General features: G+C 32.7%; 15 protein-coding genes. 6 read left to right on the forward strand and 9 right to left on the reverse strand.

Annotation, left to right across the window (positions count from 1 at the left end; genetic code table 11):
- The first annotated feature begins 51 nt into the window (after positions 1-51).
- Genes N4A35_02960 through arsB form a run of 5 tightly spaced genes read left to right on the forward strand, consistent with a single transcriptional unit; the run spans position 52 to position 3,515 of the window.
- Positions 52-930 (forward strand): phosphatidylserine decarboxylase, encoded by an 879-nt coding sequence (locus N4A35_02960; protein MCT4580352.1) that lies wholly within the window; start codon positions 52-54, stop codon positions 928-930.
- Positions 931-990: 60 nt separating this feature from the next.
- Entirely contained in the window at positions 991-1,326 is a 336-nt protein-coding gene (locus N4A35_02965) for a metalloregulator ArsR/SmtB family transcription factor (GenBank protein ID MCT4580353.1), read from the forward strand.
- A 56-nt stretch (positions 1,327-1,382) separates the two neighbouring features.
- Complete coding sequence (locus N4A35_02970) at positions 1,383-1,847, forward strand: DUF6428 family protein (GenBank protein MCT4580354.1); 465 nt, start codon at positions 1,383-1,385, stop codon at positions 1,845-1,847.
- A gap of 10 nt (positions 1,848-1,857) precedes the next feature.
- On the forward strand, positions 1,858-2,469 hold the full coding sequence (locus N4A35_02975; GenBank protein ID MCT4580355.1) for a protein-tyrosine-phosphatase: 612 nt from the start codon (positions 1,858-1,860) through the stop codon (positions 2,467-2,469).
- Positions 2,466-3,515 carry an ACR3 family arsenite efflux transporter gene (gene arsB / locus N4A35_02980; GenBank protein ID MCT4580356.1) on the forward strand — a complete coding sequence of 350 codons (1,050 nt, stop codon included), beginning with the start codon at positions 2,466-2,468 and terminating at the stop codon, positions 3,513-3,515. Before N4A35_02975 ends, arsB begins: the two co-directional genes overlap by 4 nt.
- Before the next feature lie 12 nt (positions 3,516-3,527).
- Here arsB and N4A35_02985 read toward each other — a convergent pair whose 3' ends face one another.
- The 6 genes from N4A35_02985 to N4A35_03010 all read right to left on the reverse strand — a co-directional run bounded on the left by N4A35_02985 (position 3,528) and on the right by N4A35_03010 (position 11,705).
- Positions 3,528-5,846, reverse strand: a complete 2,319-nt coding sequence (locus N4A35_02985) for a PKD domain-containing protein (GenBank protein ID MCT4580357.1) — start codon at positions 5,844-5,846, stop codon at positions 3,528-3,530.
- 123 nt (positions 5,847-5,969) lie between these two features.
- A complete protein-coding gene (locus tag N4A35_02990) occupies positions 5,970-7,004 on the reverse strand; it encodes a hypothetical protein (protein MCT4580358.1) in 1,035 nt (344 codons plus the stop codon).
- Between the two features lie 99 nt (positions 7,005-7,103).
- Positions 7,104-7,883 carry an SDR family oxidoreductase gene (locus N4A35_02995; protein MCT4580359.1) on the reverse strand — a complete coding sequence of 260 codons (780 nt, stop codon included), beginning with the start codon at positions 7,881-7,883 and terminating at the stop codon, positions 7,104-7,106.
- A 12-nt stretch (positions 7,884-7,895) separates the two neighbouring features.
- Positions 7,896-8,957, reverse strand: coding sequence for an NAD-dependent epimerase/dehydratase family protein (locus N4A35_03000; protein MCT4580360.1), 1,062 nt, complete (start codon positions 8,955-8,957; stop codon positions 7,896-7,898).
- Between the two features lie 91 nt (positions 8,958-9,048).
- Positions 9,049-10,644 (reverse strand): hypothetical protein, encoded by a 1,596-nt coding sequence (locus tag N4A35_03005; GenBank protein ID MCT4580361.1) that lies wholly within the window; start codon positions 10,642-10,644, stop codon positions 9,049-9,051.
- 89 nt (positions 10,645-10,733) lie between these two features.
- Positions 10,734-11,705, reverse strand: a complete 972-nt coding sequence (locus N4A35_03010; protein MCT4580362.1) for a helix-turn-helix transcriptional regulator — start codon at positions 11,703-11,705, stop codon at positions 10,734-10,736.
- A 44-nt stretch (positions 11,706-11,749) separates the two neighbouring features.
- Between N4A35_03010 and N4A35_03015 the strand changes: the two genes are divergently transcribed.
- Positions 11,750-12,193, forward strand: a complete 444-nt coding sequence (locus N4A35_03015) for a redoxin domain-containing protein (protein ID MCT4580363.1) — start codon at positions 11,750-11,752, stop codon at positions 12,191-12,193.
- Between the two features lie 33 nt (positions 12,194-12,226).
- Here N4A35_03015 and N4A35_03020 read toward each other — a convergent pair whose 3' ends face one another.
- The 3 genes from N4A35_03020 to N4A35_03030 form a co-directional block, all read right to left on the reverse strand.
- Entirely contained in the window at positions 12,227-13,276 is a 1,050-nt protein-coding gene (locus N4A35_03020) for a hypothetical protein (protein MCT4580364.1), read from the reverse strand.
- Between the two features lie 41 nt (positions 13,277-13,317).
- Complete coding sequence (locus tag N4A35_03025; protein MCT4580365.1) at positions 13,318-15,057, reverse strand: ABC transporter ATP-binding protein/permease; 1,740 nt, start codon at positions 15,055-15,057, stop codon at positions 13,318-13,320.
- 116 nt (positions 15,058-15,173) lie between these two features.
- The gene (locus N4A35_03030) at positions 15,174-17,546 is read right to left on the reverse strand and encodes a TonB-dependent receptor family protein (GenBank protein ID MCT4580366.1); all 2,373 of its coding nucleotides are present in this window, start codon (positions 17,544-17,546) and stop codon (positions 15,174-15,176) included.
- Positions 17,547-17,668: the final 122 nt, after the last annotated feature.

The following is a 17,668-nucleotide window of genomic DNA, read 5'->3' on the forward strand; positions in this document are numbered from 1 at the left end:
AACCAGATTTAAATATTTCTATATCATCAAAAAAAATAACTTTGCACTCGTATGAAGATCAAATACATTGATAGAGCATCTGGAGATACAAAAACAGAACATCCACCAGCTGAAGGATTGTTAAAGTTTTTATATGATAATCCTTTTGGTAAGACTTTAGCTCTTCCACTTATTAAAAGAAAGCTTTTATCCGAAATCTATGGTCGAAGAATGGATGCTAAAACTTCAATAAAAAAAATAAAACCTTTTGTTGAAGATCTAAATATTGACATGACTGAATCTTTACTCAAAATAGATCAATTTAGCTCTTTCAATGATTTTTTTTATCGAAAACTAAAACCAGAATCCCGTCCTATTGGTGATGGTTTTGTTTCTCCTGGAGATGGTAGACTACTTGCTTTTGAAAATATTGACTCCATTCACTCTTTTTTTGTGAAAGGTCGAAAATTTACATTATCTGAATTTTTGCAAGATCATAAATTGGCAAAAAAATATGAGGGAGGAACACTAATTATACTTCGCCTAGCTCCCAATGATTATCATCGCTTTCATTTTCCTTTTGATGGGACACCTTCTGAGGTTACTAAAATTAAAGGAAGCTATTTTTCAGTATCTCCCTACGCCTTAGCCAATAATTTTACAACAGTTTTTTGTGAGAATAAACGTGAGTTCTGCACATTAACAACAAAAGAGAAAGGAGACTTGTTATTAGTACCTATTGGTGCTACCATGGTGGGAAGTATTATCGAAACTTATCGTCCCAATGCCTCCTTAAAAAAAGGAGCTGAAATGGGGTATTTTGCTTTTGGAGGGTCTACAGTTGTCGTTCTTGCCGAAGCAGGAAAACTTACGATAGATCAAGATATATTGACTAATACCGCCAACCAAATAGAAACTTTTGTTAAAATGGGTGAAAAGATTGGTTCATAAAAAATAGGACTATTTCTTTGTTCTTTTTTTAATTAATCGTAATATTGCAATATAATTATTATGGGATTAACAAAAACAAATCTTTTTACTGACGAGCAAAACAACATTGCTGTACTTGCTAAAGCTTTTGGCCACCCAGCCAGAGTAGCTATACTTCAACACTTATTAAAGGCAAATGCTTGTATCAACTCCGACTTAGTCAATGAACTAGGCTTAGCACAAGCCACAATTAGTCAACATTTAAAAGAATTGAAGAACCTTGGTATCATACAAGGAACTGTTGAAGGTGTTTCTATGAGTTACTGTATTAATTCTGAAAAATGGAAAACGATAAAAGAAACCTTTAATAACCTATTTGATCAACTGATCTGTTGTGACGATAATAATTGTTGCTAAAAAAATTTAAAACAAATCATCGCAATATTGCAATAATATAATAAAAATAATTCACTATGAAATTATCAGAATTTAAATCGCTATTAAAATTACAGGACAAGATTGAAATTGAATTACCTAATGGAGAACTTGTTCCTAGGCATTTTCACGTAACAGAAGTAGGCCAAATTAACAAACGTTTTATTGATTGTGGAGGGACACTAAGAAATGAAAGTGTTGTCAACTTCCAACTATGGGAAGCTAATGATTATGATCATCGCCTTCACCCTCAAAAGCTTGTCAATATTATAGAGTTATCTGAAACTCAATTGGGCTTAACAGATGAAGAAATTGAGGTAGAATACCAAGGTATTACTATCGAAAAATATGGGATTTCTTTTGATGGTAACCGTTTTATTTTAACTTCAAAAGCAACGGATTGTCTAGCAAAAGATAATTGCGGAATTCCTGTAGAAAAAATAAAAAAACCATTAGCTTCAATTACTAATAACTCATGTACGCCAGATTCTGGATGTTGCTAAAAAATAAATTATGACAGATCAACTTCAAGCAATTATTTCGAAATTAGATTTAAAAAATATTGCTAATACAAGAAAGAAAGAACTTCAAGTTTTAATTGACTACATTGACTCTAAAACAACTATAAATGAGAGCGTTAATTTAAATTTCATTTGCACTCACAACTCTAGAAGAAGTCAATTCTCTCAACTGTGGGCGCAAGTTGCTGCAAATTATTTTGGTGTTCCAGTAAATAGTTATTCTGGTGGAGTTGAAGTAACAGCTTTTAATAATAGAGCTGTAGCATCTATTATTCGAATGGGTTTTGATGTTATAAAAGATCGTACAGCGAATAACCCTATTTATAGCGTTAAATGGGGCTCCTCTTCTACTCCATTGAAGCTATTCTCGAAGTTGTTTGACGATGACAGTAATCCGGTTTCAAATTTTGCTGCGATAATGACATGTTCTCATGCTGATGAGAACTGCCCATTTATCCCTGGTGCGGAAGCAAGAATCCCTATTAGATACGAAGATCCTAAAGCATTTGACAATACATCATTAGAATCTAAAATGTATGATCAACGTTCGATAGAAATTGCTACAGAGCTATTTTATGTCTTCTCTAAGATCAAAAAACAATGAATAAAATGCCTAAAAAAATCGCGAGGTTTGAAAAATACTTAACACTATGGGTTAGTTTATGTATTCTGTTGGGCATTTTATTGGGGAATTTCTTTGAACCTGCATTTGTGAATTTAAGCAATTGGAATATTGGTTCAATAAATATTCCTGTAGCAATACTGGTTTGGTTGATGATTTATCCAATGATGGTTCAAATAGATTTTTCATCGATTAAAAACATTTCTAAAAACCTTAAAGGATTGTGGATTACGCTAACAATAAATTGGTTAGTAAAGCCTTTTACAATGGCTTTCTTTGCTTACTCTTTCTTTTATTTTCTTTATCAAACCTGGATTACACCTGAAGAAGCAGAGCAGTATTTAGCAGGCGCTATATTATTGGGAGCTGCACCATGTACAGCTATGGTTTTTGTATGGTCATACCTCACTGATGGAGATGCCAACTATACCCTAGTTCAAGTTTCAGTAAATGACCTTATTTTACTCGTTGCCTTTATTCCTATAATAGCATTCTTGTTCGATGTTTTTGAAATCACGATTAATGATTCTATAGGTTTGCCCTATAAAACACTCCTATCTTCTATATTAATATTTGTTGTATTTCCATTAGTCACTGGATACATTTCCAATCGTTTTTTAATTAAAACAAAAGGAATTACATGGTTTAAGTCGATATTTCTAAAACGGCTAAAACCACTTTCAGTAATAGCTTTATTGTCGACCCTTATATTTATTTTTGCGTTTCAAGGTCATACAATATTAGCGCAGCCTCTAACCATTTTATTGATCGCCATTCCCTTAACTGTTCAAACATATTTTATTTTCTTCTTAACTTGGGGATTAGGAAAATATTTTAATTTAAAGCATAGCATCTGCGCTCCTTCAGCAATGATTGGTGCAAGTAATTTCTTTGAACTTGCTGTTGCAATTGCAATTTCCTTATTTGGCCTAAATTCTGGGGCTTCTTTAGCCACAGTAGTAGGAATACTCATAGAAGTCCCAATTATGTTGTCGCTGGTTAAACTAGCCAATAATTGGAAATATTAATTCATTGATAAACTACCTAAACAAGGAAAAATGTCCAAAATAATCCTCTTTACCATTATCATATAAATTTTTGATAGTAATTTTCCATGAGTATACACCATCTTGAACAAGTCTACCTTTATATTTACCATCCCAACCCACATTGGGTGTATCCGTCATAAATAACAAATCTCCCCAGCGGTTAAAGATTTGAAACGAATAATCATTAGGATCAAACCCTGCTTTCATAACTGGGACATAGATATCATTGTGACCATTAGCATCTGGAGTAAAAGCATTGGGAACATAAAACAATAATCGATCAAGAACCTCTATCTCATTTTTAGTTGAATCAGCACAGCCAATTTCATTCTCAACAATAAGTGTTACTTGGTAACTTCCAGGTTCGCTAAATGGAAAACTATGAGATGGATTTTCCTCTACACTATTCTCTCCATCTCCAAAATTCCAATAACTTGAAAAAGTATTGGTCGAAACATTATTAAAATCAACATGTGGTTCATCAATAAAAATATGTTGAGGAGTTGAAGTAAAACTGGCTACTGGCCACTCATGTACCTCTATTAAATCCGCAAGTTCTATACTCGAAACACATAAATCATCATTGATAATCATCAGGGAAACATCATAATTCCCCCCTGTCTCATATACTGTGTTAACATTTCCACAGTCTAGAACTTCTACATTACCTAAATTCCAAAAGCAGGAACTATTATAAAGGTTAGTACTTAAATTCAAAAAATTAACTGCTAAAGGAGGACACCCAACAGTAGTTGATGGCTGGAAATTTACTGTAGGATATTCTACTACTGCTATTGAAACTTTTGCAGTATCGAAAACGCATGGTTCTGGTGCTTCAACAATATAATTAAAAGTATAAACTTCTGAATTGAGGTTATTAGCTGAAAAAACACCATTATTTAATTGCCCTGAGAGCATCATTGAAGTTTCAGTCCATAGACCATTAGGAGTTGCTCCAACTTCTAGTAAATCATTTAAAATAACTTGATCTGTAGCACCATTACAGCTTCTTAATAAAGAGTCTTTTCCTGCATTAGGCTGGTTATTGACGATCACTTCAATCAAAGCGGTATCGGCAGGGCATTCTTGACCGTTAACAACAAATAAAAATTGATACATCCCTGGAGCACAATTACCAACAGCTAATACTCCAGTATTCAAGTCAAATTGTCCAGATACAGGTGCTATTTCAGACCACTCCCCATTTGTGTTTACACTCAACAAATTATTCAAATCAACTTCGTTTTCACTATTACAAGAAGCTACGATATTATTATCTCCTGCATTGGGAGAAAATCCTGCTTCTGTAACATTAATCTGACGAACAAATTGAGCACACCCCTCTAATGTAACAGTAACACTATAAATACCAGCTTGGCTTACATCTATTGTTGGCGTAACACTCCCATTATTCCATAAATAGCTCGCCCCATCAATGACTTGTCCAATCGTTATATTTTGCCCTTGGCAAATAATAGTATCATACATATCATAATTTATTGACGAAACAGAAATATTATCAATAGTTCCAGTAGGTCCCGCCTCTTGGTCATAAGCCATTCCGTTAATATTATTGGGGTTCGATTGATTATTTCCACCGGGGGTAAACCCAGCGTTTATTCCTTGAAAATCTTGTATGGGAATCCAATTTCCATTGTTTCCCAAATCACGATAGCAAACTGAAATCTCACCTTGTCCTCCATTTGCTTTAACATCAACAAATACACTATATCTGCACCACTCTGGTGGCCTAGTTGTTACAGCGACTATAGCACCTGAAGCATTATGAAGCCTCAAGTTCTGTTCAGAGGTGCTTAACCCAAAACTTTGTTCATTTGCGTCAACTGAGGAACAGCCATTTGAAAAATTACCATCATTGTTTTGATCATACCCCAAAAAGAAAGATTTTCCCCATAGGTTTCCTGAGAAGTCAAACTCAACGACTAAATATTCTGCACCTAAAAATGTTGGTAGCGCCCATGACAAATCATTGACTCTACTAGCATAGCCATGTTGACTTCCAAAGCTCCAGTTAACACATGACAACGCTTTTGATCCTACATAACTACCTGAATTCGTTGTTGAATTTACAATTGGTCCCAATTCAGTTCCTTGAACTGGCGGACATACATTTCCATTATTCACAGTTGAATGACTACTTTCTACAACCCAATTATCTTGACCATGAATAGGTCCTAGCGTCAAACTTTCAAAATCATAAGTTGAAGTGACCAGTTGACTTGAAATTGGGGTAGTAAAAAACAACTGAGAGATAAACAGACAACATAATTTATCTATCGATTTTTTCATACTAAAAGCATGACGCAAGTAAAACTTGACAAGTTGCTTAAACTTTAGTACTACAAAGCTTTATCCTTGTACAAAAGCTAGAGCAAAAAAAGACTAGATAAAAGTAGTTTTTAAATGCTACCCCTACATCAAGATTCCTCTTTTAGATTGAATTGCTGGAGGTAATTCTGTTTCTCCTAACATTTCTCTTAAATCAATTTCAATTGTTCTACTAAGTGCCAACATAGGAATATCATTGGCCATTCCTTGAAAAGGGTTTTCAGAATAGTCTCCAACCAATTCCATCATAATATAGACCCAACCAATTAATGCTGTAATTGGAACGGATAGCCACAATGCTAACTCTCCAACTTTTAATAGTTCTGGCATCATACTAAATGGTAGAAAAAAGATAAAAATTCCAACAAATACTCTACTTAAGTTAGCATACTGTCTAGGTAAAGGAAACTTTTTAATACGTTCTGCTTTTCCTTGATGTATATAAAAATCATAAAGCGTTTTAGACATATCCATGTGACGAAAATCATCTATTACAGCCGCTTGTCTCAAGTCTCTTAAGTGACGAGACTGTTCATTAATAATTTGAGTTGCTGTATTTTTATGCTTTAATAAACGTTCGTATTCTTCTTCAGATAAATATTTGTCTAGGCTTGCTTCTGTTACTTCATCAACAACTAATCCAATCCCATATTTTTCTCGATAAAGCTGTGCTACTTTTCTAACCCCTCCGCGTTGATTAATATGTTCCCAAGGTGTTGTTTGTAAGAGTTGATTTCTCAATGCATATAACCAAGCTATATGTCTATAAATCAACTTCTTTTTAATTGATGCGATTTCTTTTTCTGATAAATGATCTTCGTTAAAGTTGTTGGTAATATATCCATCGACTTGCATTCCCCAAGCACGACTACTATTGACAATGGCGCCCCAAATTTTACGAGCTTCCCACATTCTATCATAAGCTTGATTATTCTTAAAACCAACAAAAAAAGCTACAGCTGTACCAATTACTGAAGTTGGCAACCAAGGGATTACAAAATCTAAAACTTTATAATCATATAAAGCAGCTACTATCCCTGAAAAAGCCATTAACCATATCATGTGAAACCATGACATTTTTAGTGTTCTAAAAAAACCTAAACTTCTTCTTTCTATCATATTTTTAATTAAAAAATTAAGACTCCAAAACTAAACATTTATCCATGAATAAAAAAAAGCACTTATTTTAAGTGCTTTTTCATCTTTTTGATGCATATTTTATTTTACTTCTTGCATTTTTCTCATTTGTTTTAACAGCATTTTCTTTGGCGTCAATGGAATCATGTTCATCATCATTTTTTGACCAAATGTAACCCCTGAAATAATATCTAGTTTACCCGACAACATACCATAATAGCCATCTAAAGCAACACTTTTTGCTGAAAATGTTTTATTAAACAACTCCGTTTTATCCATCCCAGATGTTTTTGCAAATTCCGTTTCTGTTGCTCCTGGCATTAAATTGGACACTGTAACATTGGTATCATGTAATTCTTCAGCTAAACCATTACTTAAAAAGGTCACATAAGCTTTGGTTGCAAAATATACTGCCTGTAATGGTCCTGGCATTAATGATGCAGTTGAAGAAGTATTTAAGATTTTTCCACTATTTTTTGCTACAAAATCAGGTAAAAACTGATAAATCATTTCTGACAATGCAATCATATTTAGTTGCATCATTTGATGTTGTCTCTCCCAAGATAACTCATGGTATTTCCCTCTTAAACCGAAACCTGCATTATTGATTAAATAATCAACCGTTACGCCAGCTGCTTTAACATCATCATAAATTTCTTTTGCAATTCCTGGCTGACTTAAATCTTTTACTAAAGTCATTACTGTTATACCGTGTTTATCTTCCAACTCAGCTTTTAAGGCATTCAATTTTTCTTCTCTTCGAGCTATAATAATTAAATCTCCTCCTTTTTCAGCATGAATTTTAGCTAATTCTTTACCTATTCCACTACTTGCTCCAGTGATTAATGCTACTTTTTTCATTGTTCTCATTTTTTATTTGATGATTCCTTCATCGATTAGCATTTGAAAAGAATCTTCCATCGTTTTTTTCATAGGTAAGAATTCTATCCCTAATTCTTTCTTAATTTTAGAGTTGTCAGCTTTCCATGGAATATTGACATTGTTTCTAATGAATTTACGGGTAAACAATTTATTAACCATTGGTCCAAAAATCATTAACATCCATTTGGGTAAAGCTTTTTTAGGTATTGGATATTTGTCACCATATTTAGCTGCCAAAGTCAACCCCATTTCAACAAAATCGGTATTGTGAGCAGAAGTGATATAACGACCATGTGCTGCTGGAGTATAACCAGCTTTAAAATGTGCCTCAGCGACATCTCTCACATCAACTAGACCTAACCCCATTTTTGGTGCTCCCATTTTCATTTGCCCATCTCCCATCATTTTCAAAATATTCATCGACTCAGAAGTTGTTTGATTAGGATTTAGAGATGGCCCCATAACTAAACTCATGTTGATGGTTATTAAATCCCATTTACTTTGAGCTTTTGCGATTTCCCAAGCTTTCTTTTCTGCCAATGTTTTGGAATAAGCATAAGGTTGATAAGTTAATGATGCTGTAGTATTCCATACTTTCTCTGTAAGGACACCTCCTGGTGCATTTACTGCATCAATAGCATCAGTATATATTGCTACACAACTACTTGTAACTACAACACGTTTCACAGAATCAACTTCATTCGCTGAATTTAAAACATTAGCCGTTCCATTTTCTGCTGGTTCTATTAATTCTTTTTGTGGGTCTTTTACGCTTGTGATAAAAGGCGAAGCTGTATGATATACTAATTCACAGCCCTCCATAGCCTCTTGATAAGCTCCAGGCGTTAATAAATCAGCTTTAAATAACTTTAACGCTCCAGGTGCATTTTGTGCGATTTGTTTTAAGTGCCCAACTTTTTTATCATTCTCAGGACTTCTCACAGCAGCATGAACAGTGATTCCTTCTTCTAATAATTGTTTAACAACCCAACTTGCAACATAACCGTTGGCTCCTGTTACTAATACTGGTTTTGTTTTATCTATGTTTACCATAATGTTTTTATTTTCTACAAATTTAGGTCAAGTAAACATTAAATATAAAACACTAATTACAGATTGTCTAACATTATTTACGGAAAAACATTTAAAAATCTGGTTTTAACCACCTGTTATATAAACTAGTACTAATAATTTTAGATAAACCTCTCCAACTAGGTTTGAACACATAATTAGAAACATTAAGTGCTAGTTTAAAAAATGCGTTTTTATTGGTTCTCAATAAATGATGAATAGACATAAACTGGTCAACTAAAATTGATTTTTCTACTTGACTTATACCGTAAATATTTGAAAAATTTTGATCTAAAGCCGCTTCTGTCCTATGGTTTGAAGTAGAAAAATAAGGGTTCAACAACAATAAAGGTAAGATAGAATTTACTGCGATATTTCTATATTTTATCTTTTCAATGCTTCGATTTAGCACATGTTCAAACCTTAGTTTAGTTGCATCATCAATAATAAACATACATCCTAAGTCTCCGTGTAAGTTTTCGTTACAATACATCACTGCTTCTTCAAGAAACTCTTCGGGGTTGGGAGCTGTATTTAATGTTGTTTCATTTAAAAATTGGAAAAAGGCTTCATGCTGATGACTATAGTCTACTTCATCACTATTGGTTTGGGTAAAGATAAAATCACTGTATTTATATTTACCAAATTCAGGATGAAGAACCTCTGTTTGATTGATATGTGCTAAAAACTCTTGTCGAGAATCTAATGAAGAAGGGTAATAAGTTCCTGCAGCAGGAGTAGTATTCGTAATTGCTTTTTTTAACTCCATTAAAAACAAATGTCTTTGTTTCCATTTTTTACAAGTTATAATTGTTTGTGGCCTACCACATGTTGCTCCTCCATTAAGTTTTGCTACTGTAGCTATTTCATTGGTCTGATGCTGTATTTCTTCCAGTGACCAAGGTTTAATCCCTGGAACAATAATTACAGGATTATTTCCTCCTGTTTGTGCTACCACAGTAATATTAGAATGCTTTTTTATTGTCGTAGCTGTATTTTCACTTCCATGAAAGTATATTTGATGCAAATCATTTAATTGAATTAATTGTTCTTCTTCATCTACATCACAATAAGACAATACTTTTGCCTGATTTATTGGTTTAAACACTTTTTTCCAAATTCTTTCTATCCCCTCATTGAGTCGATGTGGTTTATGAATAACTGCTTTGTTTTCAAGAAATATTGCTTTTAAGATTTCTAAGTTCGCACTCGTACTTCCAGAACTAATTATTGCTATAACTCCAGGAGATTTATCGAGGGGATTAATCTGTTGGGGTTGGCCTTTTACATGGAGATAAAAAGCTTGTGTAGCAGTTAATATCCTGTCTTTAAAATTTAATGGTCTAATTCTTACCCTACAATTAAAGTCATCTAATTTTGAGACCAAAAACGGTTGGGGCATAAAATCTTTTAATAAAGTTTTATAAAGATTAATCAATGCGTTGATTAAATAATCTACGGGGGCCATTGTTGCTAAATAAGATTCAGGACTAAAATAGAGTTGCTCTCCCATTAATCCATTTTTCAATCGATTTTCTTCATGGGCTAATTCTTTTTTGTAAGTCTGTAAATTACGCCTTACCTCCTCTAATAATCTTATTTTGTATAGAGGAGACAGGGTAATCCATTTGTTGGGGGTTAGGTAGTCAAATGCATCATTTGGTTTCATGATATTTCGGGGTATTTATGTCTTTTTCATACACTAAAGGTAATATTAAACTCCCTTTAATAACATAATAAATATCATATTTAAAACTGCTAATTGTAATGTTTAGCCCTAAATGCATTAGGTGTCTCTCCTGTTTTCTTCTTAAATAAACGGCTAAAGTAATGTGGGTAGTTAAAACCTAAATTAAAAGCTATTTCACTTACATTATCATTCGAATTCAACAATTGGGTTTTAGCCAAATTAACAATATAATCGTCTACGTGCTCTTTGGTGTTTTTTCCTGTTTCTTTTTTTAATAAATCACTTAAATAATTAGCAGATAAATTAACCTCTTCGGCAAAATATTTAGTTGATGGGAGTCCAGTTTCTAATTGTTTTTCTTCTTGGTAATACTTTTTCAGAGCCTGTTCAACTTTACTTACTACATCTGAATTACTGTTGGCACGTGTGATGAATTGACGTTCGTAAAAACGTTTAGAATAATTCAACAACAATTGCAGATTAGAAACTAATAATTCTTGACTATGTTTATCAATATTTTCACCCAATTCGAATTCTATATTTTTTACACAGTCTATTAATATTTTTTCTTCTTTATGTGATAAATGTAATGCTTCATGTACAGCATAATCGAAAAAAGAGTAGCGATCTATTTCCTTTCCTAAAGGAAAATTACGAATCAAATCAGGATGAAAAAATAATACAAAGCCATAACTACTATCTACAGATTCAGTGACAGTCAACACTTGATTTGGAGCTAAAAATCGCAATACTCCCTCTTCAAAGTCGTATTGGTTTCGACCATATTGCATTCCACAATCTCCATCTTTTAGAATTATATAATATAAATTAGATACTGTTTTAACATTAAGATACTCCTTTCTATAATTAAAGACTTTTGCATCAACGACTCCAATTAAAGGATGCTGGGGTTTTCCTAAACCTAGTACATTAAAAACTGCTGTTACAGAATTGAAGTATATTATATCATCATTTTTCATCATTCTTGTATAGAAATTAAGTTCAAAGTTAATTTTTAATTCATTGTTTATGTAACACATATCACTTATTTCATAGCACAAATTACTAATTTTGCATCATGAATATGAAGCAGTTTAAACGATTAGATAGTATTCTTGTTAAAAATTTTAACGGAAAGACAGTAAATCTGTTAGAAAAGCACACCAACACTCCTCTTCTATTAATCATCTATAATAATCAATGTTTAGGTTGTACTGGGAGAGCTATTCCGCTTGCATATGAATATCAGCAACAATATGATCGACTGCAAGTTATCGGAATTCATAGCAACTTTAACACGAATAAAGTAACTGAACAAGATATCAAAAGTATTTTCACGATAGACGAACTTCCTTTCCCTATTTATATAGATGAGGACCATCAAGTGTTTGATCAGTTTAACTCAGAAGGTACTCCACAATGGATTTTAATTACTTCAAAAGGGATGCTTTACCGTTCAATATTTGGTTCTCAATTAAATGTTCAGAACCGGTTAAGTTATGCCATTGAAGATTTAATGCATCAATAAAAAAAGCTTCCAATATTTTGGAAGCTTTTTTATTTACATTTGAATACTGTTTTTATTTTCGAATGGCTCAGGTATATTTTGAGTTTCTTCATCTATAATTTGAAGAATATCTCTTGTGATTCCTCTCGAAATATTAGAAATTGGAACATCATTAGGCGATCCTTCAAAAGGATTCTCTCCTGCTAAGCCAATTCTTAACATGGTATTAAACACCCAAATAACTATTACAGTAAATGGAATATTTAACCATACAAAGTATTTCCCTATAAAAGAACTTCCCTCTAATATGTCTGCACCCATTGTTGCAAAAGCAGGAATAATTGCCATAGGTAGTAACCACATAAAGATATGCACAAAATGGTAGCCTATACTTCCATATTGTTTAGGGTATGGAAAGTTTTTAATTCGTTCAGACTTACCTTGCAAAGCTGTTAACTCTTGGAGTAACTCTTGAAGTTTTAACAAACTAAAATCCCAAAGTTTTTTTTCGTTTGTCAATTTTCTTAAATGTTGAGATTGGAGACTAATAATTGCATTCGGTTTATTATCCTTAGTCATTACATATTCAAATTCACTTTCTGATAAGTATGGTTTAAGCTCCTCTTCTATTGGCGTTGTATACTCTGGGACGTTATATTCGAAATTAGACTTCTTTCCTATTGCTTGATAGGTAGCTTCCCATTCTTTTTTAGTTCGCATTGCATATCTCAATGCTGTCAACCAAGCGATATGACGATTGGTGATTATTTTTAGCTCAGCTGATTCATCTTTTAAAGCTTCAGTCCTATGCATATAGAAGCTATCTTTTACAGTGATAATTAATGTTCTAGATGTATTTACGATTCCTCCCCAAATTTTTCGCGCTTCCCATATTCTATCATAAGCAGCATTGTTTTGAAACCCTACAATAAAAGCTACAGCAGTACCAATTAAAGCTACAGGAGACAAAGGTACTTGCAACCATTTGACATCAAAAACCTCATACAAAGCGGTAATTACTGCAGTGTATGCGATAAAAAATAGAATCTCGCGTTTAGTCCAAATAATAACGCTTTTAAATGAAAACCTTCTTTGTATATACATTGTTTAATCTTTTAAGTAAAAGTAATAATTAATTTGATATCTTAAATTCGACTTTGATAAGTGTACAATTCATAATATCTTCCTTTAGCTTCTAGTAATTCTTCATGCTTCCCTGACTCTTTTATATTTCCATCTTCAATAACTAAAATTTGGTCAGCTTGACGTATGGTACTTAAACGATGTGCAATGACAAATGTCGTCCTGTTTTTCATTAATACATCTAAACTCTTTTGTATAAAAGTTTCACTTTCTGTATCCAGGTTTGAAGTCGCTTCATCTAGAATAATAATTTTGGGATCGGCCAATAAAGCCCTAGCTATAGAAATTCGTTGCTTCTGCCCTCCAGAAAGCTTTACTCCTCTTTCTCCAATAACCGTGTCTAACCCTTCTTCAAATCGATCAGTAAACTCATCTACATAAGCACCTTTTACGGCTTCCATTAATTGATCTTCAGTAGCATTAGGTCTAGGGAATAATATATTCTCTCTAATGGTTCCTTCAAAGAGAAAATCATCTTGTAATACCACTCCTAAATGTTGACGATAACTAGCTAAATTTACTGTTTCTAAATCAATTCCATCTAATAAGACCTTTCCTTGATTGGGTGCTAAAAATGTCGCGACTAAACCTGCAATAGTTGATTTACCAGAACCAGAAGATCCTACCAAAGCGGTAACGCTTCCTGCTGGAGCAGAGAAATTAATTCCATGAAGCACTTCTTTATTAGATTCATAGCTAAAATAAACATCTTTAAATTCAAGTTCACCTTTTAATTCCTGAATAACCTTCGTTCTTACTTCGGGATTATTCTCTTCTTCCATTTCCATGAGTTCTTGCGTACGATCTAGTCCAGCTAAAGCTTCAGTTAACTGACTTCCTATATTCCCCATTTGTACGATAGGAACAATCATAAATCCTAAGACTCCAATAAAAGCTAAAAAGTCACCTGCTGTTAATGTTCCTCCAGCCATAAAATAGCCCCCTATTCCCATAATTCCTGCTGAGGCAAGCCCTAAAAGTAATGTAGCAGAACTTTGAATAAAGGCATTAGCTGTTAAACTTTTTTTGATGTTTAAAAACAACTGTTCTACTCCTTTTTCAAAAGTTTTACTTTCTTGTTCTTCGGCATTAAAAGCCTTAATAACTCTAACTCCATTTAACGTTTCGGTTAGTCGTCCTGTTACTTCAGCATTGATTTTTCCTCTTACTCTAAAAATTGGGCGGATATAACCAAAAGCTTTTAGGGCGACTAATGCAAATACTGAAATTGGCAGTAAAACAAACAGTGTCATCCAGGGGTTAATACTAATCAGAATCGCAAAAGCCCCTATTGCAGTAAGGGAACCTCCAATTAATTGAACAAATCCAGTTCCAACTAAATTACGTACACCTTCAACATCGTTCATTACTCTTGAAACTAAACCTCCTGACTTATTGTCATCAAAAAAATGGACTGGTAATCTTAATAGCTTTTTGGCAACTTTCACTCTCAAAATTGAAATCATGTGTTGTGCTTCTACACTCAGAAGCCTTGTTAAAGCAAAGGATGTAGATGCTTGAACAACTAGAGCACCACAAACTACAATGAGCAAATTAACCAATAAATCCATGTCCTTATTAGGGACTACTTCATCAATCAAAATCTTACTCGCATAAGGTGTAATCAACCCTACAATACTTCTAATAATAATCAATATTAATCCTATTGATAAATATTTCCTTCTGGGCCAAATAAATGTTTTAAACGCCCACGAAAAGGATACTTTCTTTTTTTCAGTCATAAATGACCTATGACTAAGATTGAGCCAAAATAAAATCTCTGTCTATATGACAGATTGTATCCTTATAACAAACTTATAATCTCCGGAATCCAATCTTCTTAAAATAAGAATAAAAATTAAAATCTTTTTTGCCCAGAAAACTCCATAGCTTCCCCTTTTCCAAATCCAAAACTTAGCCCAAAAGTAATGTAACGACCTCTCATACTATAAACATATCGATCAAAGCTAGTTTGATTGGATTTAAATTCTCTAAACCTTGAAGCGAAGACATCACGAACACTTAAATTTGCATTTAACTTCCCTTTCAACATCTTTTTTCGTACTCCTATGTTCATATAAGCATTATCACTATATTCTCCTTGAACAGTTTGATAACTAGAATTATAGTTTCCAGCAACTTCTAAGGTAATATTTCCTTTGAGTTTAACCTTGGTTGATAATCTTGAGTACCATTTATCACCATTAAAATCGAAACTTACATTTTGATAATTTCCTCTTCTTATAAATTCGTTATAATTAAATTCCCCAACAAAAGTAATCCACTTTATTGGCGTATATTTTGCATTAAGCTCAATACCTGTGGAATTATTTGTTCCAATATTTTCTGGTTGAGTAATGGTCACATTATTTTGAAAGTCAATAATTCTTTCAATTACGTCTGCTGTTCTCAAATGAAACACTCCAATATTGAATGAAACTTTATCGAAACTGTAAATCGTATTGATTTCAAATGAGTTAGAATATTCCGGAGTTAGATTTGGATTACCAGTCGATAAGTTAAAATTATCTCTAAAAGAGTTAAAAGGATTTAAATCCCACAAACGAGGACGATAAATTCGTTTAGTATATCCAGCTTGTACCGAAGCTACTTTATTTATTTTATAGGAAGTATGTACACTAGGAAACAAATTGGTATAATTTCTACTATTTGACTCGTTTGTATTCACTAATCGGGTATCTAAATCAGTGTTCTCAGCCCTTAATCCCCCTTTAAGTCCCCATTTATCTGTTTCATAGGCCAATGTACTGTATAGCCCTAGTACCTTTTGGTTAAAGTTAAAGGTGTTATTAAAATCTGTATTAGCTATCCATGAATTAGCTATAAAATCTGTAACCTCATATTGATTATAGACATTGTCTATTATATATTGAGTTCCTGTTTCGAAAGTAGTCTTTTTTGAAAACGGGTGTATATAATCTAATTTAAAAGTATATTCATTTTCTTTAAAATCTGTATTTGCCTTTTGTAAATCATCTTCAGTCAATGTATTGGTATAGCTATTGGTAAAATCTGACGTTTTCTTTTTACTAAATGAATTTCCTGTTGCACTAAATAATAAATTTTGTTCTTTATTTTTCTTGAACTCTTTTTTGTACTGTAATTCATATTCCCATTTAGGATTCGTAGCTCTAGTTAGCTCAGTCCTGTTCCATTCTGGGGTTACATTAATTGGTAATGCTGAGTAATAATAATCTTGAGATGAATTTTCTAATTCATCTTCAAATGCATAATGCCCGGATATTGTTAAAACATTACGCTTATTGAAATGGTAATCCATTCCTAATATTAAATTGAAAAATGTTTCATTTTTATCACTTTCCCCAATAGAAGTAAGTGTTGTATCACTCAAATTATTACGATTGTTGGATTGGGTGTTATTGAGCATTGTTCTTTTACCTATTCCGAGCTGACTGAATAGATTTAATTTTTCTGTTCTTTTATTTAAGCTAAATCCTAAGCTATGATTGTTGGGAATACCTGTATTTATGGTCACAGAGCCATTTAGTCCTTTTTTTTCAGATTTTTTTAAGACTATATTAATAATCCCGGAAGTCCCCTCAGCATCATACTTTGCTGATGGATTAGTTATGACTTCCACTTTTTCAATCATATCGGCAGTGATACTACCTAATGCATTTCCTTCTTCACTTGCCAACACTGAGGGTTTTCCATTAATTAATATTTGAACTCCTTGATTCCCTCTAAGGCTAATTTGACCTTCTATATTGACATTAACAGAAGGTACATTGTTTAAAACTTCAAGAGCACTAGCTCCTGTACTGGTTAGATCTTTCCCTACATTAAAAACTTTTTTATCCAATCTAAAAACGGTTTGAGATTGTTCTGCTTCCACAAACACTTCATCTAACATGTCATTATCTTCATACAAGACAATTGTTCCTAAATTAATTTGATCATTTTCTACTACAAAAGTATTTAATTGTTGTGTTTCAAATCCAATAAACTTAAATTCAAAATAGACTTGAGTAGCTTCAATTGTCTCTCTAAACTTCCCCTCATTATCTGTGGTTGTTCCTGATTTCATTTCATATGTTAAAGAATCCTTTATTAATACGGTACAAAATGGAACAGGTGATTTTGTTGCATTATCAATAACATTTCCAGTGACTATAATTTTATTTTTTTGAGCTAAAACATGAAAACTAAATACAATAGCAATAATCAACAAAAAATAATTTTTCTTCATGACAAACAGTTAAATTACACTACAATTATCTCTTTTTATTTAAAGAATAAAAAAAATAAGCCTATAAACGACATTTATAAGTGTATCAACACCAAGTCACTTTTTGAAAATTACGATTAGTG

The sequence above is a fragment of the Flavobacteriales bacterium genome, from assembly GCA_025210295.1.
Classification (GTDB): Bacteria; Bacteroidota; Bacteroidia; order Flavobacteriales_D; family Parvicellaceae; genus S010-51.